We start from the raw sequence: 24982 nt of genomic DNA on the forward strand, positions 1-24982 counted from the left end.
CCGCCGTCTGCCGGCAGAGCCACCTCACGCCACCCGCGCGGACGCTCATGGACGAAGCGCGTCGCTACGCCGCAGATATGCCAGCCGCATGGGACATGCCGGAGAAGTGCGGGCGCCCAGAGGCGGGCCTGTAGAAATTCGGAAAATCATGTTGCGATCAGGGTGAATTGTCATGGCGTTTGGGCCCGGATGGGGTGCGAAGATGGTCGACCCGTTCACTCCGCAGTTCGCCGCACGTCCGAAGGGCGGTGACAGTGCTTGGTCGAAGATCACGCAATCGATCGTGTAGGTACTGAGGAGTGAATGCTGTTGACTAAGTCTCACAGTACGGGATATTGTGAAGAAGATCGCTTCGAGAACTGGGCACCGTCGCAGCTGAACCGCCGGCACAACGTGTCAGGGCGGAGCCGGCGGTTCACCTTGATCGAAAGGGTCCACCCGCGTCGAGAAGGAGCGGTTCAAAACACACCGTCGTGTTCGCGCCGATGCGCACCGAACACCAAGTCAAAGGTAGTCAGACGCATGACCGAACAATGTCGATCGAACCCGTGCGAACCGCGTACTCGCAGCTTGGCCACCCCTGAACGGGCGCTACCCTCTCTCGGCGTCCCGGACACCACCAGTTCTGGGCACGCTGTGAACCCGGTGCGATCGGGAGGAGTTGTCCGATGACGAACGTCAATGCGGGCCTGCGGCTCGATAATCTCCCGATCGGCAAGTTTCACCGGCGCCTGGTGGTGCTGGTCGGGCTCGGCATGTTCTGGGACGCGTTCGACAACACGCTCTCATCGGCGGTGCTGGCATCGATGCTGCCCACCGGCTTCTCGACGCTCGAGCTGAACTCGCTCTTCCTGTCGGCCACGTTCGCCGGTCTCGCGATCGGAGCCGCCTTCGCCGGCTGGCTCAGTGATCGGGTTGGACGCGGGTTCGCCTTCCAATTCAATCTGGCGCTCTTCGCGGTCTTCGCCCTGTGTGCGTCGGTGGCACCGAACATGGAGGTGCTCATCGGCCTGCGATTCCTCATGAGCATCGGGATGGGAGCCGAGTACGTTATTTGCTACGGCATGATCACCGAGTTCATTCCGCGTGCCCGTCGCGGCCGATACCTGGGTGTCCTCGGCTTCTTCGGCGGGCTCGGCGTCTCGATGTCCGCGCTCGTCGGTTGGGCGGTCATCCCGGCGTTGTCCTGGCGTGGGATGTTCGTCATCGGTGGCGTGGGTGCGTTGATCGCCTGGTGGCTGCGCCGGAAGATGCCGGAGTCCCCACGGTGGCTGGAATCGCGGGGGCGGTACGAGGAAGCCGAAGCCGTCATGCAGAGGATCGAGAAGGACAACGGCGCCCCGATCGAGGAAGTTGGCTCGGCCCCGGATGCGAATCAGGGCGCCGATACGGCGGAGGAGAAGGCCGACTGGGTGCCGATCACGGTGCTGTTCGGGCGCCCTGTCATTCGGCGAACCTTGATGGCTTTGACCCTGACCGTCACCTGCCTGTTCGGTTCCTACATCATCACCGGTTGGATGCCCACGTTCTTCGTGAAGCAGGGTCTGACCGTGTCGAAGTCGCTGGGGTTCAACGCGGCCATCATGTCCGGCTACGTTGTGGGACCGCTGCTCTGTGCACTCGTCGCCGACCGCCTCGGCCGGCGTAGGAGCATCATGTTGTTCGGGACGCTTGCGGCGATCTTCGCTGCCATCTATCCGTTCATGGACGCGCCTGCGCTGATCATGACCGTCGGATTCATCTTGGTCGCCATGGCCGCGTCGTTCCTGACCCTGTGCCTGGGGACCGTCCCGGAGTTCTTCCCCACCGCCTTCCGTTTCCGTGGCGGCGGCATCACCCAAACCGTCGGGCGCATCTGCCTGATCTTTTCTCCCTTCATCGTTCTCGGGCTGTACAACAGCTATGGCATCCTCGGGGTCATCCTGACAGTCTCGGGCATGTACGTGGCCGTGACCTTGCTCTATGCCATCGCCCGAGTGGACACCTCCCGCGAGGCACTGGAGCGGATTGCCCAGGAGGCCGAAACCGGCGATGCGCCAGAGGGGCCCGGAGCAATGAGCACCCGGCAGCGAGAATCGGATGCGGCTGCGGGCCCGTCGCGTTCGGGCCCGTCCATCTCTTGACCATCGAGGAGCGTTGACATGCAAGCTGTAGTCTTTTTGGGCGAGAACAAAATCGATATCCGTGAATATCCCGACCCCGTGCCAGGACCAGACGAGGTAGTCATTCGCATCAAGGCCTCCGGCATGTGCGGAAGCGACCTCCATCACCTGCACGGCCCACTACGCACCGGACCCGAACTGGTGATCGAAGGGCACGAGCCGTGTGGAGTCGTCGAGCTCGTCGGCGACGCCGTGCGACCGACCGAGGCCCAGGTCGGAGACCGGGTCATGGTCCACCACTACGACGGATGCCGCACCTGCCAGTACTGTCGTTCCGGCTGGACGCAGTACTGCCCGAACGCGCGCACGGTTTTCGGCGGGCTGAACGGTGACGGTGGCCATGCGGACTTCATGAAAGTTCCCGCACACACACTGATCAACCTGCCCGACTCACTCTCGTTCAAGACCGGCGCGGCAATCTCGTGCGGCACCGGAACGGCCTTCGCCGCAATCAAGAGAGTCGATCTGTCCGCCGACGAGACCGTAGCGATCTTCGGACAGGGTCCAGTCGGGCTGAGCTGCACCATGCTGGCCAAGGCCTTCGGCGCTCGAGTCATCGCCCTCGACGTCGATCCTGCCCGACTGGAAATGGCCAAACACTTCGGCGCCGATTTCGTCATCAACTCGCAGGAGCAAGACCCCGTCGCCGCTGTCCGTGAACTGACTCGAAACGGCGAAGGCGCAGACAAGTCCATCGAATGCAGCGCCAACGCAACCGTGCGTCAACATGCGGTCCAGGCGCTGCGGCGCTGGGGAACGGCGTGCATGGTCGGGGTATTCGGCAAGCTCGAGCTGAGCAGCGACGAAGTAATCCATTTGCACAAGACCATCGTGGGGTCACTCACCTTCAGCAAGAATCTGCAGGAGGAGTGTGCACTGTTCGTCGCCGAGCGTGGCCTCGACGTGGAGTCATTGTTCACCGATGAGTTCCGTCTGGCGGAGGCGGAGCGGGCTTACGAGCTGTTCGACCGTCGTGAGATCGGCAAAGGCGTCTTCGTTTTCGACTGACGCAGTCTCGTAGGTCATGTGAGAGGAAAGCAATGACTACATCCCAGCAGCACTTCACTCTGCGTGAGCAAGCCCAGAGATTCCTGTCCCGCGAGGTGCACCATCACTTCATCGATGGCCAGAGGGTTCCGGCCAACTCGGGCCAGACTCTGACCACCGTAAATCCGTCGACCGGTGAGGCCCTTGCACTTCTCGGTGCCGGCGATCAGTTCGACGTCGAACGCGCAGTGGTCGCGGCGCGCACGGCCTTCAACGGCCCGTGGAGCACCTGGACTCCGTACGACCGACAGGCGTTGCTGACGCGCATCGCCCAGATCCTCGACGAACGCTTCGAGGAACTGATCCAGATCGAGGCCCTGGACATGGGAGCCCCGGTCACGAGGTTGCGGAACACCAAACCCGCACTATTGAAGATGTTGTCGTTCTTCGCCTCTCAAGCGGCGAACATCTCTGGCGAGACGCTGATGAACGGCATCCCCGGCAACGTCACCACCATGACTCTCAAGGCCCCGGTCGGCGTCATCGGCGGAATCATTCCCTGGAATGGTCCTCTGAACAGTCAGTTCTGGATCATCGGTGCCGTTCTGGCCAGTGGGTGTACAACCGTCCTGAAGCCCTCCGAGGACGCTTCGCTGTCGGTTCTGCGGGTGGCCGAGGTTCTGCACGAAGCCGGAACGCCGGCGGGCGTCATCAATGTCGTCACCGGCCTGGGCAAGGACGCCGGTCATGCACTCGCCAGCCACCCGGACGTCGACCGCATCGCCTTCACCGGATCGACCCAGACCGGCCGCAGCATCATTCAGGCGTCCGCTGTGAACATCAAGAAGCTGCAGTTGGAGCTGGGCGGCAAGTCAGCGGACATCGTGTGTTCGGACGCGGATCTGGACAAAGCCGTGCCGGGGGCGGCGATGGGGGTCTTCGCCAACTCAGGTCAGATCTGTTTCGCCGGGACGCGAGTACTGGTGCAGCGGCCCATTGTCGACGAGTTCACCGAGCGGCTGCTGCAGTTCATGGACAGTTTGCGGGTCGGACACAGCTTGGACGACGCCGCGACGCTGGGGCCGATCATCTCCCAACCCCAGCTGGACAAGGTGCTGTCCTACATCGATGTCGGTCGCAACGAAGGCGCAGAACTGCTCCGCGGCGGCCACCGGCTGGGCGGCGAACTCGGTAACGGATACTTCCTACAGCCCAGCGTGTTCACCGGTGTCACCAACCAGATGCGCATCGCTCGCGAAGAGATCTTCGGTCCGGTCCTGTCGATCCTTCCATTCGACGACGTGGACGAGGCGATCGCCATCGCCAACGACAGCGACTACGGTCTCGGCGGAGCAGTGTGGTCCCAGTCTCTGTCTACCGCCCTCCGAGTAGTCCACGGCGTGCACACGGGCACGATGTGGGTGAACTGCTATGGCTACATCGATCCGTTGGTCGGCTTCAGCGGGACGAAGCTGAGTGGGTACGGATCCAAAGGCAGTGCTGCACATATGGACACATACCTCTACACCAAGAGTGTCTACATGGAGCTGTGAGCTCATGACGCGAAGGGGCGCTGGTGTCAACGCGCCGCGGGAAGTGCAGTGGCAGGGCTACGCTATCGTCTTGCCCTAGCCACACGTCGCTGACCGACGCTGCGCAACATGCTCCGCAGCACCCGACGACGAGCGGGTCTCTACCTTGAAGCTGGTGGTCTTCGATGACTGGTCAGCGATCTGCAGGAGAGGCCCGCTCTTTGCGGTCGGACCTGCGTCACAGGTGTGAACGATCACCCAGTGCGCCACCCAGCGCCGGCAAGTCCAGTCGATGACCTCGCCGAGTCACCGCGAAGCGGGTCACACGAGAGGGAAGGGCAGTGGCGGAACAACCACGCCGAGAACTTCCCGCGATGAACAAGAGGACCGCAAAATTCACTTCCCCCGTGTCCTCGAAATCGAAGAACTATATGGCCGTTCCTCGCGACTTCGTCGAACGGTACAACGACAATCCCGCTAGTAATACTGCGGCGGACGCGATTATGAACAGTCCCGTACGGTGTAATCCTTGATCGTTGACAACCGGGCCGGCTGTCACCTGCAGGACTACGACTGCAAGGTTTGCGCCGATAAATGCGATGGTGCGGTACATTCCGATTGCAGTGCCGACCTCGTCGACGGACGTGACTGAATTGATGATGCTCTGGTTCCCGATATTGTGAAACCCATTTGGGATTCCGAGCACCGCGGCTACCAGAAGCAGCACGTAGATCGGAGCCGCGCTGTTTTCGACGGTTGCAATCAGAACGCCTCCGAGCATCATCGATACGGTGCCGACTGACAGTGTTCGGCGAGCGCCGAAGCTGCCGTATGTTCTGGCGCCAAGTGCGGTGGACAGAACGGTGACGCCAGCAACTGGCAACATGGTGAGGCCGGTTTCGATGGGCGTCATTCCCCGTGACGCCTGTAGCCACTGCGGGATCCCGAAGAATACGCAGTAGAAGCAGGTGTAGGTAATCAAAGCGCCACCCAAGGTGGCAGTCAGCGCCCGGTTCGTCACCAAAGCGCGGACATCGAAGAACGGCTCTTGGACCCGCAACTCCCACGTAATGAACAGCATGAAGCTCATTACCGATATGGGTAGAAACCACCACAGTACGGCTGCTCGGATCGATACGAGGAAAAGCATCAGCGTCGTTACCGCGACCAGGAAGAATGCGATGCCGATTCCGTCCATTGCACGAAGTGCGTCCATCACGGACACGGCAGTGCGATCCTTGTCACCGACATCGACGCACAGCACGGCTATCGCGCTGAAGATCACGACGGGCAGGTTCACCCACAATATTGACTGCCAGCCGAATGTTCCGACCAAAAGCCCACCTATGGTGGGGCCGAGTGCCGCAACGGACTGCCCGCACATCACGATGGTCGTAAGAGCCGTACGCGACTGCAGTCGGTGTCGATCCCCGTAGGCTCGCACCATGGTCATCGCGTTGGGCATGTGAGCTGATATCCCGATCCCCAGAACGACGTACGACGCGATCAGCCACCCGACGTTCGGTGCGCATGCTCCGGATATGGAGCCGATTGCCACGAAGATCAATCCCGCGAGGAACACTCGCCGCGCTCCCAGCATCGACCCCAGCCGGCCTGACATCGGTGCACACACTGCCGTCGTGATGTACATGGCGGAGATGACCCATGAGACATTGGCGTTCGGGCCGAATTGGGCGGTGATTCCAACAATCGCCACCGCGATCATCGAAGAGTTGAGTGGTTGCAGAATGGTTCCGGTTGCTGCTGCTCCGCTTACCCGGAAAGGGATCGGGCTGACGTCACGTTGAGTCGAGGTATCGGCGGTCACGGATACATCAACAACTCGGCACCTTCTGCTGCGGCGGTTGGCGTCGTCGACAACCGCCGCAGGAGCGTACCTGCGGCGAACAGAACCTCCCGTTCGACATCGGTGCATCGCTCATCGAGTACGTCCGCCAGCCACTCGCTCCGTTTGACGCGATCCGCGACAAGCTTGCCCCGGCCTATGTCTGTAATTGAAATAATCTGTGCTCTACCGTCGTTGGGGTCCGGTATGCGTGAAACCAAGCCACGTTCCTCCAGCAGTGCAACCGTGCGGGCCACGGTCTGCGGGGCGACTTGCTCGACTTTCGCAAGCTCGCGCGCGCTCATCGCGCCAAGGCGGTCGAGGTTTGCCAACGCCTGCAGTTGTGTGGGAGTCAGTAGGTGACCAGAAGTGTTCGTGCGAATCGCGCGATTGAAAAGCACGATGTCTTCCCGTAGTCGATCGACCCTTTCGTCCATCAGCCACTCCTCAGTGGTAGTCAGCATTGTTTACTAATATACCGGGGTAAGGAGCAGATTGCTGGAAGAAAGGTTGGAAAGTAGGCAGCATCACTGCCTAAAATAGTGTTGAAAGTCGGTGCGGATTCGAGCACGAGGTGAGCGATGCTCGACACGACCCGTTCCGAGGCCGCCGCTGAGGTTGCACTTTCCGCGACTCTCGACGAGTGACTCTGTCGTCCAATGGAATTCAACCAGTCGGCAACTGTCCGCACTTTGTCATGCGGGCCTGACTGGGACTTGTGGGACCTACCTGGACGGGGGCGACGTCACTCCCACGGGTGGCCGCGTGTGCGGACCGGGCCGGCGCAGCACACGTCCAGGTCGCGAGCATCGGTGCCATTCGCCAACGTCCCCAACGGCAACGACCGGTCCGGTGGCGATGGTCTGCATTTCACAAATCGACGAGCGGGTCGCATTACGCCCCGGACCGCGATGCAGGTCCGGGGCGCAGCGGTGTCATCTGCTGGTGTCGTGGTACAGCCCCGCGGCACGGCCTCGCTGGGTGGCCAGGTCGATCACCAAGTCGAGGTTGGGGGTCGGAATCTGTACTAGTTCTGCCAAGTCGAGGGGGACACGGAACAAGGCGTCGATCTCCATGGGGCGTCCGGCCTGAAGGTCCTGCACAACACTTTGGAGGTGGCTGGATGTGGCCAGTCTGCGCAGTCCCTCGTCGGGATCGCCTGGATCGCAGCCCAGGGCACGGGCGATGGCGGCACCCTCGTCGGCCATCGCCCGCGCGGCGGCGGCAACAGCGGGCTTGTCGAGGGCATCCTTCATGGCCGAGGCGCTGAGCACGCCCAGCGAGCCCCCGATCAGGTTCATCGACAGTTTGGCCCAGACGGCGTCACGGATCTTCGGCGTGACTGTCACCTCCAGCCCACTGGGGTTTAGGAGTGACGCCAGAGCATCGAGCCTGTCGTCAGGGCGGCCGTCGGGGTGTCCGATGATCAGGCGGTTCCGGGGATTCCCGGCACGAATTCTGCCCGGCGCGACCACGGTGCAGGCGGTGTATGCCACTGCACCCACCGCGCGTTCCGGCCCGATGTGTTTCCACAGCGAGAGCTCGGGATCCAGTCGTCGAAGGTGGGTGCCGTCCAAGGCCCCGCCGTGCGAGTGGAAGTACCACCAGGGAATGCCGTTCGTGACGAACAGCACCAAGCTGTCCTTGTGAAGTAGGGAACCAATTCCTTCGGCGATGGACGGTAGGGCAGGAGCCTTAACCGTGACCAGGACGACGTCCTGTGGTTCCAACTCCCCGGGTCGGTCGGTGGCGGCCGGGTGGGAACTCAGCTCCCCGTCGCGCGTTTCCACCTGCAGCCCGTGCTGTCGGATTGCGGCCAGCTGTTCACCTCGTGCGATTACCGAGACATCGGCTCCACTTGCAGCGAGGCGTCCGGCGAGGTGACCGCCCACGGCCCCTGCGCCGTACACGCAGATCTTCATATGTGCTTCCTGCTTCCGTGGTGGGGTGATCAGGCGAACTGCTGGCGTTTCTGTGCTGCGGCGGCGCCGAGGAATGAGATGTCATTACCGGTCGAGACATAGCCGGCGCCGAGCTCGAGGTACTGGCGAATCAGGTCCGGGCGGCCACCCATCCCGCCGATGCCCACCGTCTTCCCATGTGCCTGGCAAGCTTTGATGATGCGCAGATACGCCTCGTGCACCTTCGGGTGATCCACCTGCCCGGCCACACCCAGTTCGACGCTGAGGTCGTTCGCACCCACCAAGATGATGTCGACGCCGTCTACTGCTGCGATGTCTTCGGCCGCGTCCAGGCCAGCCTGATTTTCGATCATGGCAACCACCAGGGAGGCCTGGTCCAGCTCACGGACAACTTGATCGGCCGGGAGGGTTCGATAGTGCAGTTGAGGGGCTGCACCGGCCAGGGATCGCTCACCCAGGGGCGCATGCTTCACGGCACGAACCGCGGCGCGTGCCTCGTCGGCGGACTGCACGCCGGGCACAACGATCCCCATGGCACCGGAGTCCATGACTCGGGCGATGAGGGACGGGTCCAGGCCGGGGACGCGGACGAGAGGAGTGACGCCGAGGTGGTTGCAGGCCAGACAGATCTGGCCTGCGTCTTGCAGGGAGAAGCTGCTGTGTTCCAAGTCGATGTAGACGGTGTCGAAGCCTGCCGTGTAGGCGATGGAGGCGATATCGATGGTCCGCACCAGACGAACGGTCATCGAGTAGACAGGCTCACCCCTGGACAACTTCTCCTTGACAGGATTGCGCAACAGGATGGGGGCTTCGTTACTCATGTTCTGTGGTCTCCTGACCGATGTGGGGGTATTCAGCCGAACAGCGTCGGCAATGCTTCTGCCTCGTCCTCGAACCCGTACACGGATTTGACTTCGAGATACTCTTCGAGCCCGAACCTGCCCATCGAGCGGCCGATGCCGGACTGCTTGTATCCCCCCATGGGCGTGTACGAATCGGTCGCTGCACCATTGACACTGACCCTTCCGGCACGCAGCCCATTCGCCACGCGTCGGGCATTCTCACGATCGCCTCCGAAGACAAAGCCCCCGAGCCCGTAGGGCGAATCGTTGGCGATACGCAAGGCATCCTGCTCGTCGCGGTAGGGCAGTACAGCCAGAACGGGTCCGAAGATTTCTTCCCGGGCGATCGTCATGTCCGGGGTGACTCCGGTGAAAACCGTGGGTTGTACGAAGTAGCCCTGGTCGAGCCCCTCGGGGCGCTCGACGCCACCGGTCACCAGGTTGGCGCCCTCGTCGATGCCGCTCTGGATGAGATCTTTGATCGACTTGAACTGGGCGGCGCTGACAACCGGACCCATGGTGGTCGAGCTCTCCAGGGGGTCACCCAGGCGGAAGCGTTGCGCCTCGTCGATCAAGAACGGGACCACCGCATCGATTTGACTCTCGTGCACCAGCATTCGGCTAGGCGCATGACAGGACTGACCTGCATTGAAGAAGCAGCGTTGGATGTTCCAGCGGGCGGCCCGTTCGAGGTCGGCGTCGGGCAACACGATGTTGGCGGACTTTCCCCCCAGTTCGAGGCAGGCACGTTTCACGGTGCTCGTCGCTGCCGCAGCCCCGACCAGCTTGCCCGCTCCGGTGGATCCGGTGAAGGAGATCATGTCCACACCCGGGTGGTGAGAGAACGCATCGCCCACGTCACGACCGGTGCCGCTGACCAGGTTGAACACCCCCGACGGTACACCGGCCTCGTGCAGCACCTGGGCCAAGAGGACTCCGCTCGCGGCCGAGTTGAGACTGGGCTTGGCGACGACCGTGCACCCGGCGGCCAGCGCGTAGATGAGCTTGATCACGCCGGTCTGGATCGGCCAGTTCCACGGTGAGATCAGCGCGCAGACGCCGATCGGCTCTCGACGGACGATGGCGTTGCCCACACGCGACTCGAAGGGATAATCGCGCAGGATGTCGCGGGCAACCCTCATGTGTTCGGCAGGACCTGCGACCTGAGCGCGGTTCCCGACGGGGATGCCGACCTCGCGAGCGATCAACTCGGAGAACTCATCGGAGTACGACTCGTACACGTCGATGATGCGGTCGATCAGTGCGATTCGGTCGTCCACCGAGGTCGTGGAGAAGCTCTCGAAAGCGCGCTGGGCGGCGGCGACCGCGAGGTCGGCATCTGCAGCGCTCCCGAGAGCAACCTTGGCAAACGCCTCTTCGCGGGTGGGGTCGATGAGCTCGAGTTCGCGGGGATGGATCGGATCGGTCCATCGGCCGTCGATGTAAAGATGCGGGTACTGCCTCATGATCGAGGTCTCCTCAGGCTGTGTGGCTGGTCCGGTGGGTCAACTGCTGTGGGTGTAGCCGCCGTCGCACGCGATGGTCTGGCCAGTGACGAAGGCGGACGCCGGCGTGGCCAGGAAGAACATGATTCCGACCAGGTCGGTGGGGACCATGCCGCGCGGAATGCACTGCAGTGACGCCGCACGCTGCCGGATCTCAGGGGTGGGGTTGACGGTGCGCTCGACTTCCGTGGCCACCGAGCCCGGTCGCACACAGTTGACGGTGATTCCGTGACCACCCAATTCGCGTGCCAAGGAGTTGGTCATTCCGATCACCGCCGACTTGGACGTGACGTAGTGCAGGTAGTTGACGGTGCCGCGGGTCACCGCATCGGATGAGATGTTGACGATGCGGCCGAAGCCCGCTGTGCGCATGTGGTCCGCCACTGCCCGAACACACAGATAGGTCCCTGTGATGTTGACCTTCAACACGTGTTCCCATTGCGCGACGGGGATCTGATCGAATGGACCCTTCTCGATGGTCGCGAAGATCGACGCGTTGTTGATCAGCACATCGATTCGGCCCCACTGTCCGATGACGGTATCGACCATCGCTTCCACGGACGACTCGTCGGCCACGTTCACCTTGACTGCCAACCCGATACCGCCGGCATCATGGATTTCCTTGACGACGGTGTCCGCTTTGTCGATGTCGAGGTCGGCCACCACGGCGAGAGCTCCGGCCGCGGCGAACTGGCGCGCGAGCTCACGGCCGATGCCCTGGGCTGCGCCGGTAATGATCACCACCCGTTCCTCGACGCTGAAGTCTCGGGCCGACACCGGCACTCCGGAGTCATGGGGGGCGTGAGTCAGGGCAGTCGTCGTCATCGTCGATCCTCGTCGCGTCGTGCTGAACGTGCGGGCAGTGGTGAAAAGCGTGAAACTCTCGTTCAACGGATACTGGACAATATCCCGCAATATGAGATATTGTCAATGGACGGCTGAGAGATATCTCGTTATACGAGATCCTGTAAGCGCCCGTGCATGCGCCGACGCAGAACGACAGCAGGCGGGACGCTTCACCCATCTGCCCCTGCCGTGGGGTGACATCGATTTTGTGAAGGAGCGAGAGATGCGAGTAAGCAGGGCATCCGACACCGGCGAAGAACGAGTCGGAACAATGCGTGAGGGAAAGCTCGACCAGAAGCACCTGCTGTTCGGTGAAGACGGTTCGCCCAACAACTACGACCTGAACACCGGACACACAGGCAGTGGTGGTTGGCGGACCCCCCGCCATCGCCACGATTTCGACCAGATCCGCTATGTCATCAGCGGCAGGCTGCCCTACAGCGAGACCGACTTCCTGGAGGAAGGGTGGGTGGGATACTTCCCGGAGAGTGTCCATTACGGGCCGCAGGAGCGGGCAGAGGGACTTCGAACCCTGGTTCTACAAGCTGGCGGTGCGAGTGGCAATGGCTATTTGAGCGTCGCGCAGCGTGAAGCCACGAACGCCGAGCTGAACAAGACCGGAGAGTTCAAGAAGGGTCTGTACCACTACACGGACGCCAACGGCGTGCCCCAGACCGCCGATGGCTCGCAGGCGATCTTCGAACATGCCACGGGGAAGAAGCTGGAATTCGCGGCTCCGCGGTACACCGATGTCATCGCGATGAACCCTGAGGCCTACGACTGGATCCAGCAGGGCGACACGGGCGTCTGGGACAAATGGCTGGGAAGCTTCACCGAACGCAACCTGCGCATCGGATTCCTGCGTCTGGACGCCGGTGCGGTGTACCAGGCGGGCCAGCACCCTTCCATCGAAATCTTGTTCCAGATCAATGGCAAGGTGTCGGCGGGTGGCGAGAAGTACGGTCCCGAGACCGGGTACGAATTCTTGGCCAACGAAGGTCCGGTGCCTGTCGAAGCCGTCGAACCGACGGAGTTTGTGCGCGCGGTGCTTCACACGTTCTGAGTCGGCACGTGCAACACGGGGCAACGTGGCCCCGTGTTGCACGCCGGCGGACGCGGCGTCTCGATCAGCTCCGACGCCCTCGACTTGCGTGTCGCTCGCGGTCGCGTCCCCGCGCACCGTCGACGATGTCATGGACACCGTCGACCGCGTCTCGGCCCGGACCTGTTGCGGCGCATGGATTGTGAACTCGTCATCGACGAGACACGTTCGACCACGTGGCAGAGATCGCCACACCAAGGAAAACAGAGGAACTCCCATGACCACCAATGTCAGCGACCTTCGCTTGTCGCAGCGCGCCCGCGAGGCCATCGCCACCGTCAGCACCGGCATCTTCATCGACGGGCAATGGAGTGAAGCCGCGTCCGGTGCCCGCTTCAACGTCGTCAATCCTGCGACCGAGGAAGTCATTGCGACTGTGGCGGACGGCGGCCCCGAGGACGCACTGCGCGCCATCGAAACCGCAGGCCGCGTGCAAAAGGATTGGGCCAGGACAACTCCCCGTGACCGCAGCGAGATTCTGCGCCGCGCCTACGACCTCCTTATGGCGAGACAGGACGAGCTCGCCCTCATCATGACCAGCGAAATGGGCAAGCCGCTCACCGAAGCCAAGGGCGAGGTCGCGTACGCTGCCGAATTCTTCCGCTGGTTCTCCGAAGAAGCCGTCCGCATCGGCGGCGATGTCACAACAACGGGCGACGGGAAGAACCGCATCATCGTCTCTCGCGAACCCGTCGGCCCCTGTGTTCTCGTCACCCCGTGGAACTTCCCGCTCGCCATGGGCACACGCAAGATCGGGCCGGCAATCGCAGCCGGCTGCACAGTCGTGTTCAAGCCTGCCAACCTTGCCCCGCTTGCTTCCCTGGCGCTCGTAGACATCTTGGCCGAGGCCGGGCTCCCCAAGGGTGTGGTCAACGTCGTGTGCACCACCAAGGCGTCCTCAGTGGTCTCGCCGTGGATGGCGAGCGGCATCGCCCGCAAGATCAGTTTCACGGGTTCGACCGAGGTGGGCGTCCGTCTGCTCGAGCAGGCGTCTCAGCACGTCATGCGCTCGTCGATGGAGCTCGGCGGCAACGCCCCTCTCATCGTCTTCGACGACGCAGACCTCGACCGTGCAGTCGAAGGGGCTGTCGCCGCCAAGATGCGCAACATGGGCGAGGCATGTACGGCCGCGAACCGGATCTTTGTCCAGCGGCCCGTCGCCGAGGAGTTCGCTCGCCGTCTCGCCGCACGGCTGGGCTCGCTGTCGGTCGGCGACGGTTCCGAGCCGGGCACCGAGGTCGGTCCGCTCGTGGAAGAAAAGGCCCTGCGGAAGGTTCAGGAGCTCGTCGACGATGCCGTCCACAAGGGCGCGAATGTGGTCTGCGGCGGCAACCGCCCCGACCGTCCGGGCTACTTCTACTCGCCCACCGTCCTGTCGGACGTCTCAGCGGAGGCGAATCTCATGACCGAAGAAATTTTTGGTCCGGTGGCCCCCGTCGTCCCGTTCGACACCGAAGAGGAGGCCGTCCGCATGGCCAACGACACACCCTGGGGACTCGCGGCCTACCTGTTTACTCAGGACGTGGACCGCAGCTTCCGTGTGGGGGACGCCCTCGAGGTCGGCATGGTCGGCCTGAACACGGGCATTGTGTCGAACCCCGCCGCTCCGTTCGGCGGCGTCAAGGCGTCGGGTCTGGGCCGCGAGGGCGGCCGCGTGGGCATCGACGAGTTCCTCGAGTACAAGTACATGGCGGTCCCGCGGGTGTGACCGGCTGGGCTTCGACCGAGGTGGCGAGAGCGTGATCTTTCAGGACCTGAGCGGGGAGTTCTGCACCGCTCAGGCCCTGACCTTCAGGAAGGACCATCCTCGCCAATAGCTGAACTGCATGTCGGCGATATCAGCCCTGCACGAGCTCATTCAGCTACCACCTCGGTGCTGGCCCGGTGCATGCTGGAGGCGGGCGAGTCGACACCGCGGATCCCATCACTCAACGGGCACTATCATGCGATACCGGTGCCGCCGAACAAGCCCGCGCCGTCGAAGCGGTCTTCGAGCAGTAGTCACATTGCGTGCAGTGTCAGCTTTCAGCAGCACCCGATGTGGCCGGTTGAGCGGCCCGCCTAGCCGGGCCGCACGAAGAGAAGGATGTGGACTCACGTCATGAGTGGACTCGAATCGCCGAATGGCGTCGGCGAGGTGACAGCGGTTCCGGATAGCGCGAGCAGCCTGGCCAAGATGCTCTACATCCTGCAGCTGTTCAGTGAAACAGAGCCCGTATGGTCGACAGCCGCCATCCTCGAGGCTCTGGAGACCTCGAGGTCGACGGGATATCGCTACATCAAGACACTGCACGACGCGGGACTGCTCAACACAGTGCGTAATGGCCATTACACTCTCGGCCCCCGGATCATCGAGATGGACCTGCAGATTCGTCAGACGGATCCGCTGCTCCTGGCCAGTCATGGGGTACTGGAGGATTTGGTGGACAAGATCGGGCATTCGGCTCTTCTGTGTACCGCGTATGGTGACTCGGTCTTGTGCGTCGCCGAGTGCCGCGACCCGATGAGCCCCGCCAACCGCTTCAGCCGCGGAGAGCGGCGCCCATTGTTTCAAGGAGCGATCTCGAAGGTCATCCTGGCTCATCTGCCTCACTACCGACTGAAAGCCATTTATCCGCGTCAGCGTGAGGAAATCGAGAAGGCCGGCTTGGGCAGCACGTGGAGTGACTTCCGCGCTACTCTGGGCAAGTTCAAGAAAGACGGCTACGTCATGACCGTAGGAGAGTTCAACCCCGGCGTCTGCGGGGTCGCAGCACCTATCCTCACCGATCAGAAGACAGCTCTGGGTAGCGTGGGTGTCGCTTGGGATGTAAAGGAGCGGAGCGACGTCGACGTCCAGGACGCAGTGCTCGCCGTCAAACAGGCGGCAACGACCATATCGGAACGCATGATGGAGAAACAGCTCCGCTGAGTGTTTCCGAGGTGCGGGATGGTTAGAGCCAGCCCAGCGCCCAGCCGAACAGGGCGCGTACGGCCTAATGCCAAAAGGCGCACTGGTGGACACCGCGCTCTCGCCGTAGCGCCCCCAGATCATTCAACCGTGCCATTCGGGGTGTGGACGGATTAGATCCGTATCCGAGGCGAAAGCGAGCGGCCCTGCCACCTGGGCTCGCTGAAACATTGGTCCAAACCTCAGATCGCGACTCCGGGGCCGTGATACGACTCCCACTTCCGATCGTGAGATCCAGGTATCGGTGTCCTCGTCCAGCCCATGGGCCGAGGACTGGAGACCTACGCTCCACGAGGCTGTAAGGGGGAGGTGCACTCGACGGTGTCCAGGTGTCGTCGTGGATCGATGCGACCGTACGTCCAATGGTGGAGGTCAGGCGCACGGTGATCGACACATCGGCACCGGCGCGAATCGCGGCACCAACAGTGGATGGCTGTCGAATGCCGAATTGCACCGAATCAAACTTTCGACAACTTCGCACCGCTTCGTCCCGCCGACGTGTATCCGCAGCTATGGCGGCCGCGTAGCAGGACACGAGCGCAGCGGTCGAACGGTGGTCAGGGCGTCTGCGACTGAACCGCCCTTGAAGAGGTGGAGGCTGCTGTAGGTGGGAAATGTGGTCAACGCCTGCACGAAGAAGTATGACACCGAGACCTATTAGCGGGCCGTCCGAATGTATCGGGACCGGCTCGACGAGCACGGCGGCTCAAAGGTCGCTGCCCGCCGCCATGTTGCCGCGTTACTCGGCATCGCGCCGCCACGCTGCGGAACTGGATCGAGCGGGGACGAAGCCGTGTCGCCAAATCGTTCACCGCGAATCCGTAGGCCTGGACCGTGACAGGTCCAGACCTACGGACGGGGGCCGCGTCAGATTCCGACTGTCTGGCCGCCGTCGATGACCATTGCATGACCAGTCGCAAATCCGCCGAGATCAGAAGAAAGCCAAAGCACTGCGGAAGCAATCTCTTCGGGGCTACCCATCCTACCGACGGGTTCTTGGCCAATCACTCGTTCCCGGCCTTCGGGGGTGCCACCGGAGAACCTGTCCATCATCGGGGTTTCGATGATGCCCGGACAAATCGCATTGACCCTCACACCGTGCGCAGCATAGTCAAGCGCCGCCGATTTCGTCAGGCCGATTAGTCCGTGCTTCGCGGCGACGTACGCGGCCTGCCCTCGGATCCCAACGACACCTGCGCCGGATGAGGTATTGACGATGGAACCGCCGCCGTGCTTGAGCATTGCGGGGATCTCGTACTTCATGCACAGGAATGCGCTACGCAGGTCGATGTCGAGCAGCCGCGACCAATCATCCTCGGTGATATCGACGAGAGGTGCTGGCGGCTGTTCGATGCCGGCGTTGTTGAACGCTACATCGAGTCGGCCAAACTCCTGGACCGTCTGGTCGATAGTGGTTTGGATATCGCTGGATGAAGTCACATCACATTTGACGGCGAGCACTCGCCCGCCGTGCTCGGCGACAAGTCGAGCAGTATCTTTGTTGCCGACCGTATCGATGTCGGCCAAGACCACGTCGGCGCCCTCAGCCGCGAATGCTATCGCCGTGGCGCGGCCAATTCCGCTACCGGCGCCCGTCACGAAGGCGACCTTTCCGGCGAACCTGCGTTCAATCATCTTCAGTATCACTTTCTGTCAAATGAGGCGATGGGGCTCGGTACCTGCTAGTCCGATGGTCGGGTCAACAGGTACCGAAACGTTGGTTGGGCGATGCCATTTCACCGGCGACCAGTTGCTGCGCTGCCCAGGTCGCGCTGCTCAACCTCGACTTCTTCCAAGGTGCGACCCTTGGTTTCCGGAATGTAGCGAAACGCGAACAACGCTGCCAACAGGTTGAGCACGAGGAATCCGGAGAATACAGACACCGAGCCGAATTGCTCGGCGAGGATCGGGAAGAGAAACGAGATGAGAGAATTCGCCACCCACAGCGCGCCGAGCGAAGCGCCCATGGCGAACCCGCGGATCGGCAACGGGAACAGCTCCGAGAGCACGAGGAAACCCGTTGTACCCAAGAATGTCACCATGAACGCCGTCACCAGCAGCATGAACACCAGGATCAGGTACGAACGCAGGCTGGACTCAGGTAGCAGGTAGGTGACGAGGAGCCCCAGGTGCGAGGCGGCAACACCGCCGAAACCGAACAGCATCATCGTGCGACGCCCCATCACGCCGAGAGTCCACATACCCACCAGCGTGAAAACGATCATCGCGATTCCGACGGTGACGGAGGCGAGCAGCGACGCGGACCGGGCTAGGCCAGAGCTCTCCAGCACTGTCGGTGCGTAGTACATGACTACGTTGATTCCTGTCGTCTGCTGGGCGATCGCCAGGATCATGCCGATCCAGATCAAACGCTTCATCCACGGTTCACTGCGAAGGGTAGCGAAGACGGAGACCTTCCCCTGAATGTGGTCGGCTTCGACGATGGCCGTGATCTGCTCGTATTCGGCCTCAACCCGGTCCGCGAGATGGGCGCGCTGCAAAACGCACTTCGCCTCCGACCACATCTGCTTGCTCGCGTACCAGCGTGGGGTGTCGGGCAGGGTGAGCATACCGAGGAGCATCCCTGCAGCAGGAACCAAGGCGATGCCAATCATGTAGCGCCACACAACAGTATCGTTGATCAGGTTGGCAAGTACCGCGTTCATAACGAAGGCCAGGAACAGGCCGGTTACCAGCATCAGCTGGTTCATCGTGACGATCCGGCCTCGCTGCGAAGCCGGTGCCATCTCGGCAAGATACAGCGGAACGACCACGGATGCGACGCCGACGGCGTAGCCGAGCGCGATGCGAGCCGCGACCAGGATGCCGACACTGGGCGCCAGAGCGCATGCGATCGTACTGAAGACGAAGATTACGCCGGCAATTACCAGCGACTTCTTGCGCCCCACACGGTCAGCGATGGGCCCGCCCAGAAGCGCGCCTACCGTCGCACCGGGGAACAGCAGCGAGGTGACGACCAGCCCCTCGCTGACGGCGGTCAACTGGAAGTCCTCCCGGAGATACACCAGTGCTCCCGCGATCACGCCGGTGTCTAGACCGAACAGCAGACCACCGAGGCTGGCAATCATGGCCAGCCGGAACATGAACGTTCTCGGATCTTCGCGACGGACCGTGGCGGTCAAGACTCGCGTGGAGTCAGAGCTTTCGGACACAAAAGTCTCCTTAGAGATCGGCCGGGCTGAGGCACAAGATCCGAAATGGTGTGATTGGCATTGTTCGGTAATGCGTCTACTACCCGCAGTATTGGTGTTCGGTGCGCAGTCGCGCGAACCCTACGGTGTGTTGTGAACTGATCCTTCTCGACGTGGGCGGACCGTACGCATCGAGTGGTCGGTCTGCCTTGACACGTTGGCACTGCTGACACGTCCGCACAGTGCGTCAATCCGTCAACAGTCCCGGAAGTGACGGCTCTCACAGGCTTGACGATATCCTGTATTATGAGACTTCGTCAATGGGCCTGATTATCTTGCCCGTCTACCCGCCGGCAAGAAGAGAAGAATGGGACTCACGTCATGACTGGACACGTCTCGCCCCGGTGGCGTCGGCAAGGTCGCAGGGGGGCCGGAGAATCCGGGTGGTCTGGCCAGGATGCTCTCCATCCTGGGGCCATTCACCGCAGCAGGGCCCGTCTGGTCAACAGCGGCCGCCAGTGAGACGTTCAGGCTGGCTGGACACAGTCACGGCAGTAGCGGCGGGTGACCTGCCATCCGTCGCGTTGTTCGATGACCAGCGCGGTCGCCAGAGCAGTGCGGCGGCCGGGGTAGTGCAGATCTTCTCTATGTCGGCGCGGCGTTTGATCCCGGGCCAGCTGGTCGGGTTGTGCGACAAGATCTCTACAGTGCGCCAGCGGGAACGTCAGCACCTCGTGCTGGGCGCCGCTCATCACCGCCGCGACCTTCGGGGACGATCCGGTGAGGGTACGACGACCTGGTCCCGTTTGGCGGCGGCTTCGACCGGGTCGGTGTTCGCGACGATCGTCTTCACCGCGGCCGTCACTGGCGGCGCATGCTTCGCGACGACCAGACCCCTGCAGGTTCCGCATGAGATGCATCCGGCACTGCCGCCACGCCCACCGGTAAACTGCAGCGTGACAGCTGCTTTCACACCAGAATGGGCGTCGGAGGCAACCAGATGCACTCCCGGCGGGCGGCGGGCTTCCGCCCGGTGAGGATCTCGCAACCGACTCAACCGGATGCACAACCACCACGCCAACAACGAAAGGCTGATCCAATGCGCGCAAGCACCAAAACCATGAGGCTGCTGACCGACTATTACGCAGCCATGGAGGCAAACAACCCCCGGGAGTTCGGCTCCTACTACGCGGAGAATATGACACTGACATTCGGGAACAGCCCGGAGATCAAGGGGCGAGATAACATCATCTCGGCCTTCGGTGACAAGCTTGACGAGGTCGTATCGCTCGGACATGACCTCGTAAATGCGTGGGAGGAAGAAGACGGTGTTGTCTTCTTCGAGTCCATCGGTCGCTGGACCCTCCGCAGTGGTGCGGTGATCGAGATCAAAGCGGCTTCGAAAATCACAATTGCGGGTGGCAAGTTCGTCGATCAGCGCATCTACGTGGACAACGCCCCCGTATTCGAAGCACTTAAGCGAGAAGAGGACTAGTAAGACGTCCTTGAAGTGGCTGGGACAGTGGGCTTTCGTACGACCAGAAGCTTCTTCAGGGGTAGATCCGCCGCGGCCGCACCGGTGGAGATCAGTCCGCCCCGGAATTCCGGCCTGGGACGGGCCCGGTCGCCTCGCGCAACAACGGCGAGGCCGCAGCCACGCGCACAACAACAATTCACAATATGGAACGGAGCACAATCATGGCTGGAGAGCATCGCGAGTTTCAGTCGCGCCTGATCGTTACCGGGCTGGATGCCGAAGGAAGGTCCACATTCGTGAGCGATGGTCCGACGACTGACCGCCTTGTCGCCGACGGCTACACCCGGAACCACCTGTGGCAGGCAATGGAGGTGCCGACGCCAGTGCTAGCGCCAAATGGCCCCGGTGATGCCTCGATCATCCCGCCGCCGCCAGCCGGGTACAACTACGTGATCACGGCTTTTGCGCCCGACAGCGAATGGGACTACGAGGGCGGGTACGCGCGGATCCTGGCTGAGTCAGGTGCCGGTGACGCAGTTGATCCGACAGATGCCCCCGGAATGCACACGACGGACACGATCGATATCGTCACCGTGATTTCCGGGGAGGCGTGCGTTCTGCTCGATACGGGCGAGGCAACCATGAGACAGGGCGACACCATCATCCAGCGCGGCACCAAGCACGCTTGGCGGAATAGGACCGACGAGCCCTGCGTGGTCTCAGCGGTGCACGTCAGTGTGATTCGTTGACGCATTCCCGTCAGGTCACGGTTGCAGCCAGGTCCTGTGCGTATTCGAAGCGATGGTCACCAACTCGCGCGTGAAGTACGAAATCAAATCCACGGTCCACGAACCGGAGTTGATGGGCCGAGCGACGACGACTAGTCGTCCCACGCTGGGCACGCGCATGGTCGAAACTCCAGTGTGGCGCCGGCCAGCAGGCAGTTATGGCCGGTGCGGTCGCCGTCGGCCCAGGCGAGCACGACACATGTCGTCAGAATGATCGGTGACCCGGCCTAATAGTGTGTCCGTTCCACGACCCAGGCCGCGACCTGAGTTCGGGAGGTGAAGCCGAGTTTGGCGAGGATGTGCTCCACATGGCCCTGGACGGTACGCGGTGAGATCACCAGGCGGTCGGCGATGGCCTGATTCGTCAGTCCTTCGGCGATGAGGTCGGCGACTTGGCGTTCCCGCTTGGTCAGTCGCGTCGACGGGTCGGTGTCGGGAGCGGTAGCGGGTGGTTTCTCGCGGAGGGCGTAAGCGATTGCCGCGTCGAAGCCGAGTCGTTCACCTCTGCGATGGGCCGCTGCGAACGCCTTGTCTCCGAGTTTGCGACGGGCGTTCTGCTCGCAGTTCTGATGATAAACAATCAGATTGGAATGAATCACCACGGCACTGCCCACTGCCCGCGCCAACCCCTCTGCAGCCCCCAGCAGAACCGCAGCCCTCGGTTCGTCGTGCAGTTCGCAGGCGATCCAGGCCAGTGCTTCAAGGCATGAAGTGGCGATCCGGGGACTGTGCACCTGCCGGGATATCTCCAGCGATTGCTTCAGGAAGCGCACCGCACGATCGAAATCGCCCTGCTGCCACACGGCGATGCCCAAACCCCACAGGGAGCGTGATCGGTACATTTTCTCGCCGTATCGTTCCGTGATCGCGAGAACTCGTTCATGACATCCAATCGACTGGCTGGTCCGGCCGGAGAGCCCATACGCCACGCCCAATGGGTACAAGGCGCCTACTTCGAGCGTTCGGTCGCCGCAGTCGCTGAACTCGACGACGGCGGTGTTGAGGAGCGAGGACGCTCGCGTCAGTTCACCGCTGTATAGGGCCAGCATGCCGTCGGCGAAGGCACCGAACGCGCGCATCATCGGATCGCGCGTGTGCGCGGTCAGAGCTCCGGCCTTCTCGGCGAGCGTAGTCCCCGCCTCGAGGTCACCCTGTACGTCAGCCATCACGCTGTCGCAATAGAGTGCCTTGACCCATTCGAGGGTGGCTGGGCCGTTCTGACGGGCCAGCAGGTGATCGAACCAGCGCCGCCCCTCAATGTAGAAGCCCTGGGAGCCCCAAAACCAGAACAGTGCGGCGGCGATGCGCAGGCCGGCGACCGGATCGTCGTCGATGCAGAATTCAAGTGCTTCACGGAGATTGGGCTGTTCCCGCTTCAGGCGGGCGATCCAATCGAGCTGGCGGTCGCTGATCCACTCAGCCTCCGATTCGAGTGCCAACGCCTCATACCAGTCCCGGTGCCGGCGGCGCACGGCCAAAGCCTCGCCGGCCCGCTCGAGTTTCTCGTGCCCGTATTCGCGGAGGGTCTCGAGCATCCGGAACCGAACCACCGCACCCGATTCCTCCCGGATCAGGATCGACTTCTCCACCAGGGAGGTCACCGTGTCGAGCAACTCGTCCGGATCCAGATCCGCACCGCACACCTGCTCCGCCGCATCGAGTTCGAAGCTCCCCGCGAACACCGCCAGCCGAGCCCACACCAATTGCTCTTTCGCGCTGCACAACTCGAAGCTCCAGTCGACCGACAACCGCAGCGTCTGCTGCCGCGACGGCGCACCCCGGCTGCCGCGGGTCAGCAGGGCATAGCGGTCGGTCAGCCGCCCCAATATCTGCTCGGGCGTCATCGCCCGCAAGCGGGCCGCCGCCAACTCGATCGGCAACGGCAACCCGTCCAGCCGGTGACAGATCCCCGCCACCGCCGCCGCGTTCTCCTCGGTCAGCGCGAAACCCGGAACGGCCGCAGCGCCGCGTTCGGCGAACAACGACACCGCATCGTATCGGGGCAGCGTCCGCACCGAGATCTGCCGCCCCGGGCCTGGGACACCCAGCGGCGGAACCCGCAGCACCGCCTCCCCACCGATACCGAGCGGTTCACGGCTGGTAGCCAGGATCCGCAGCCCCGGGCACACCCGTAACAGGGTGTCCGCCAGTTCCGCCGCGGCGTCCACCACGTGCTCGCAGTTGTCGAGAATCAGCAGCACCTCCCGCGGTGCGAGGAACTCGACCAGCACCTCCCGCACAGGTCTCGCCGACTGGACCCGCACCCCCACCGCGGCAGCTACCGCGTCGACCAGCACAGACCCGTCCCGCAGCTCACCCAACTCGACCAGCCGCACACCGTCGCCGTACTCGCGCTGTGTGGACTGCCCGACCCGCATCGCCAGCCGTGTCTTGCCCACACCACCGATCCCGGTCAACGTCACCAACCGGGACCCGGACAGCAGGTTCTTCGTCTCCGTCAGCTCGTGCCGCCGGCCGACGAAACTCGTCATCTCCAGGGGGAGACTGCCGGTCGTCCCGAGCGTGGACGGAGCCGGCGAGCCCCGTTCGCTGCGCGACGTCGGCGGCAGGCCGTGTCCCTGCACATCGGGTTCCGCACGGAGTGCCATCTCGTCGACCGGAAGGCCGTGGTTGCGTTGCAGGGCTCGCAGTTCCTCCCCGAAGTCGGCGGCGGTGGCCGGGCGCTGACCGGGGGTCCGGGACATCGCCCGTGCGATCGCCGCGGACACGTCGTCGGGGATGCCGCGCTCCCGCAGGTCGGGTGCCTGTTGGGTGGTGATCCGCAGGAACTGCGCCACCACCTGCTCACCGCTGCGCCGTTCGAACGCGGCGTGGCCGGTCAGGGCACTGAACAGGGTGGCGCCGAGGCCGTACACATCGGCCGCCGGGCTCGGCGGGTCACCGGCGAGGACCTCCGGCGCGGTATACGCCGGTGACCCGGTGACGGCTCCGGTGGTGGTCTCGAAGCCGCCGCTGATGTGTGCGATGCCGAAGTCGGCCAGCTCCGGTTCGCCGTAGTCGGTGAGCAGGATATTGGCGGGTTTGACGTCCCGGTGCAGGATGCCGAGCCGGTGCGCCGACTCCACCGCACCGACCACTTTCACCCCCAGCCGCAGCGCCTGATCCAACGGCAGCGGACCGTCGCGGCGAATCCGCACGTCCAGGGAATCCTGTGGGTGATACGGCATCACGATGAACGGACGACCGCTGTCGGTGGCACCGACCTGCAAGATGCTGACGATGTTCGGGTGCGCGGTCAGCCGCCCCATCGCCCGCTGCTCCCGGAAGAACCGGGCGCGGTTCTCCTCGTCGAGTTCGACGGTGAGGACCTTGACCGCCACCGTGCGGTCCAGGTCCGCTTGGGTGCAGCGGTAGACCACACCGAAACCGCCGCGGCCGATCTCCTGGGCATCGCCGAAGCCGGTGCCTGTCAGCTCCGCGGTGGGGGAGGGCGGGTACCTCTGAGTTTCGAGCGGATCACCTTCACCCATCGGACGGTCTACACACTCCGCCAACTCGTCGGCAATTGCACTGATCCGGCGGCACGACCAGCGAACCTCTACCCCTGCGCTCTTCTCTCGATCGCCGCCCTCCAGAATATCCCCGATGTGTGTTATCGGGGACGGGGCCAGTCCCATGACTGGATTCCTGATCGGGGTCGGAGAGTCGTCCAGGACGACGGCACCACAGCGTGTGCGACCCACAGGAGAACCATCGGCAAGATCGAAGTCCTGTGTGCGACCTCTGCCGCGACGATTGCCTCGACGCCACTGGCGATCATCTCGCCGACCAAATGCTCCTACCAACGATGCCTGGTGGGAGGCAATCAAATCTGAGGGCAGTCATCTCGGAGCGTTGGATTTCGGCGCGA

Annotated in this window: 18 protein-coding genes; 8 read left to right on the forward strand and 10 right to left on the reverse strand. The window is 62.9% G+C overall.

Annotated features, from left to right (window positions below):
- Positions 1-668 precede the first annotated feature (668 nt).
- From P3H15_RS40250 to P3H15_RS40260, 3 genes are read left to right on the forward strand one after another with little or no spacing between them, the layout of a single operon-like run.
- On the forward strand, positions 669-2123 hold the full coding sequence (locus tag P3H15_RS40250) for an MFS transporter (protein WP_276142377.1): 1455 nt from the start codon (positions 669-671) through the stop codon (positions 2121-2123).
- An 18-nt stretch (positions 2124-2141) separates the two neighbouring features.
- Positions 2142-3170, forward strand: a complete 1029-nt coding sequence (locus P3H15_RS40255; RefSeq protein WP_276142378.1) for a zinc-binding dehydrogenase — start codon at positions 2142-2144, stop codon at positions 3168-3170.
- A 32-nt stretch (positions 3171-3202) separates the two neighbouring features.
- Positions 3203-4702 (forward strand): aldehyde dehydrogenase, encoded by a 1500-nt coding sequence (locus P3H15_RS40260; protein WP_276142379.1) that lies wholly within the window; start codon positions 3203-3205, stop codon positions 4700-4702.
- Between the two features lie 406 nt (positions 4703-5108).
- On the opposite strand, the gene P3H15_RS40265 is transcribed toward P3H15_RS40260, so the two are convergent.
- The 6 genes from P3H15_RS40265 to P3H15_RS40290 form a co-directional block, all read right to left on the reverse strand.
- A complete protein-coding gene (locus P3H15_RS40265; RefSeq protein WP_276142380.1) occupies positions 5109-6509 on the reverse strand; it encodes an MFS transporter in 1401 nt (466 codons plus the stop codon).
- Positions 6506-6964 carry a MarR family winged helix-turn-helix transcriptional regulator gene (locus P3H15_RS40270; RefSeq protein WP_276142382.1) on the reverse strand — a complete coding sequence of 153 codons (459 nt, stop codon included), beginning with the start codon at positions 6962-6964 and terminating at the stop codon, positions 6506-6508. Before P3H15_RS40270 ends, P3H15_RS40265 begins: the two co-directional genes overlap by 4 nt.
- Positions 6965-7462: 498 nt before the next feature.
- Positions 7463-8449, reverse strand: coding sequence for a ketopantoate reductase family protein (locus P3H15_RS40275; RefSeq protein ID WP_276142383.1), 987 nt, complete (start codon positions 8447-8449; stop codon positions 7463-7465).
- A 29-nt stretch (positions 8450-8478) separates the two neighbouring features.
- Positions 8479-9270, reverse strand: a complete 792-nt coding sequence (locus P3H15_RS40280) for an HpcH/HpaI aldolase/citrate lyase family protein (protein WP_276142384.1) — start codon at positions 9268-9270, stop codon at positions 8479-8481.
- Between the two features lie 32 nt (positions 9271-9302).
- A complete protein-coding gene (locus P3H15_RS40285; RefSeq protein WP_276142385.1) occupies positions 9303-10757 on the reverse strand; it encodes an aldehyde dehydrogenase family protein in 1455 nt (484 codons plus the stop codon).
- A gap of 39 nt (positions 10758-10796) precedes the next feature.
- Positions 10797-11621 carry an SDR family NAD(P)-dependent oxidoreductase gene (locus tag P3H15_RS40290; RefSeq protein ID WP_276142386.1) on the reverse strand — a complete coding sequence of 275 codons (825 nt, stop codon included), beginning with the start codon at positions 11619-11621 and terminating at the stop codon, positions 10797-10799.
- A gap of 292 nt (positions 11622-11913) precedes the next feature.
- Between P3H15_RS40290 and P3H15_RS40295 the strand changes: the two genes are divergently transcribed.
- The 3 genes from P3H15_RS40295 (at position 11914) to P3H15_RS40305 (ending at position 15655) form a co-directional block, all read left to right on the forward strand.
- Entirely contained in the window at positions 11914-12705 is a 792-nt protein-coding gene (locus tag P3H15_RS40295) for a hypothetical protein (protein ID WP_276142387.1), read from the forward strand.
- A gap of 256 nt (positions 12706-12961) precedes the next feature.
- Positions 12962-14452: an NAD-dependent succinate-semialdehyde dehydrogenase gene (locus P3H15_RS40300; protein WP_276142388.1), complete on the forward strand. Its 1491-nt coding sequence runs from the start codon at positions 12962-12964 to the stop codon at positions 14450-14452.
- 393 nt (positions 14453-14845) lie between these two features.
- On the forward strand, positions 14846-15655 hold the full coding sequence (locus P3H15_RS40305) for an IclR family transcriptional regulator (protein WP_276142389.1): 810 nt from the start codon (positions 14846-14848) through the stop codon (positions 15653-15655).
- Positions 15656-16561: 906 nt separating this feature from the next.
- On the opposite strand, the gene P3H15_RS40310 is transcribed toward P3H15_RS40305, so the two are convergent.
- The 3 genes from P3H15_RS40310 to P3H15_RS40320 all read right to left on the reverse strand — a co-directional run bounded on the left by P3H15_RS40310 (position 16562) and on the right by P3H15_RS40320 (position 19598).
- Entirely contained in the window at positions 16562-17329 is a 768-nt protein-coding gene (locus P3H15_RS40310; protein ID WP_276142390.1) for a glucose 1-dehydrogenase, read from the reverse strand.
- Positions 17330-17430: 101 nt separating this feature from the next.
- Positions 17431-18939 carry a sugar porter family MFS transporter gene (locus P3H15_RS40315; protein ID WP_346348830.1) on the reverse strand — a complete coding sequence of 503 codons (1509 nt, stop codon included), beginning with the start codon at positions 18937-18939 and terminating at the stop codon, positions 17431-17433.
- Between the two features lie 434 nt (positions 18940-19373).
- Positions 19374-19598, reverse strand: coding sequence for a hypothetical protein (locus P3H15_RS40320; protein ID WP_276142391.1), 225 nt, complete (start codon positions 19596-19598; stop codon positions 19374-19376).
- Positions 19599-19966: 368 nt separating this feature from the next.
- Between P3H15_RS40320 and P3H15_RS40325 the strand changes: the two genes are divergently transcribed.
- Entirely contained in the window at positions 19967-20341 is a 375-nt protein-coding gene (locus tag P3H15_RS40325; protein WP_276142392.1) for a nuclear transport factor 2 family protein, read from the forward strand.
- A 203-nt stretch (positions 20342-20544) separates the two neighbouring features.
- Positions 20545-21072: a cupin domain-containing protein gene (locus P3H15_RS40330; protein WP_276142393.1), complete on the forward strand. Its 528-nt coding sequence runs from the start codon at positions 20545-20547 to the stop codon at positions 21070-21072.
- A 266-nt stretch (positions 21073-21338) separates the two neighbouring features.
- Here P3H15_RS40330 and P3H15_RS40335 read toward each other — a convergent pair whose 3' ends face one another.
- Entirely contained in the window at positions 21339-24602 is a 3264-nt protein-coding gene (locus P3H15_RS40335) for a protein kinase (RefSeq protein ID WP_276142394.1), read from the reverse strand.
- Between the last annotated feature and the right edge of the window lie 380 nt (positions 24603-24982).

The sequence above is a fragment of the Rhodococcus sp. T2V genome (assembly GCF_029269925.1).
In the GTDB taxonomy this organism is placed as follows: domain Bacteria; phylum Actinomycetota; class Actinomycetes; order Mycobacteriales; family Mycobacteriaceae; genus Rhodococcus_F; species Rhodococcus_F koreensis.

Coding starts and splice junctions, on each gene's coding strand:
- P3H15_RS40320 (WP_276142391.1), bottom strand. CDS start 19,598: ATGAGCGGCGCCCAGCACGAGGTGCTGACGTTCCCGCTGGCGCACTGT.
- P3H15_RS40275 (WP_276142383.1), bottom strand. CDS start 8,449: ATGAAGATCTGCGTGTACGGCGCAGGGGCCGTGGGCGGTCACCTCGCC.
- P3H15_RS40305 (WP_276142389.1), top strand. CDS start 14,846: ATGAGTGGACTCGAATCGCCGAATGGCGTCGGCGAGGTGACAGCGGTT.
- P3H15_RS40280 (WP_276142384.1), bottom strand. CDS start 9,270: ATGAGTAACGAAGCCCCCATCCTGTTGCGCAATCCTGTCAAGGAGAAG.
- P3H15_RS40255 (WP_276142378.1), top strand. CDS start 2,142: ATGCAAGCTGTAGTCTTTTTGGGCGAGAACAAAATCGATATCCGTGAA.
- P3H15_RS40290 (WP_276142386.1), bottom strand. CDS start 11,621: ATGACGACGACTGCCCTGACTCACGCCCCCCATGACTCCGGAGTGCCG.
- P3H15_RS40250 (WP_276142377.1), top strand. CDS start 669: ATGACGAACGTCAATGCGGGCCTGCGGCTCGATAATCTCCCGATCGGC.
- P3H15_RS40310 (WP_276142390.1), bottom strand. CDS start 17,329: ATGATTGAACGCAGGTTCGCCGGAAAGGTCGCCTTCGTGACGGGCGCC.
- P3H15_RS40330 (WP_276142393.1), top strand. CDS start 20,545: ATGGCTGGAGAGCATCGCGAGTTTCAGTCGCGCCTGATCGTTACCGGG.
- P3H15_RS40295 (WP_276142387.1), top strand. CDS start 11,914: ATGCGTGAGGGAAAGCTCGACCAGAAGCACCTGCTGTTCGGTGAAGAC.
- P3H15_RS40300 (WP_276142388.1), top strand. CDS start 12,962: ATGACCACCAATGTCAGCGACCTTCGCTTGTCGCAGCGCGCCCGCGAG.
- P3H15_RS40285 (WP_276142385.1), bottom strand. CDS start 10,757: ATGAGGCAGTACCCGCATCTTTACATCGACGGCCGATGGACCGATCCG.
- P3H15_RS40260 (WP_276142379.1), top strand. CDS start 3,203: ATGACTACATCCCAGCAGCACTTCACTCTGCGTGAGCAAGCCCAGAGA.
- P3H15_RS40335 (WP_276142394.1), bottom strand. CDS start 24,602: ATGGGTGAAGGTGATCCGCTCGAAACTCAGAGGTACCCGCCCTCCCCC.
- P3H15_RS40270 (WP_276142382.1), bottom strand. CDS start 6,964: ATGGACGAAAGGGTCGATCGACTACGGGAAGACATCGTGCTTTTCAAT.
- P3H15_RS40325 (WP_276142392.1), top strand. CDS start 19,967: ATGAGGCTGCTGACCGACTATTACGCAGCCATGGAGGCAAACAACCCC.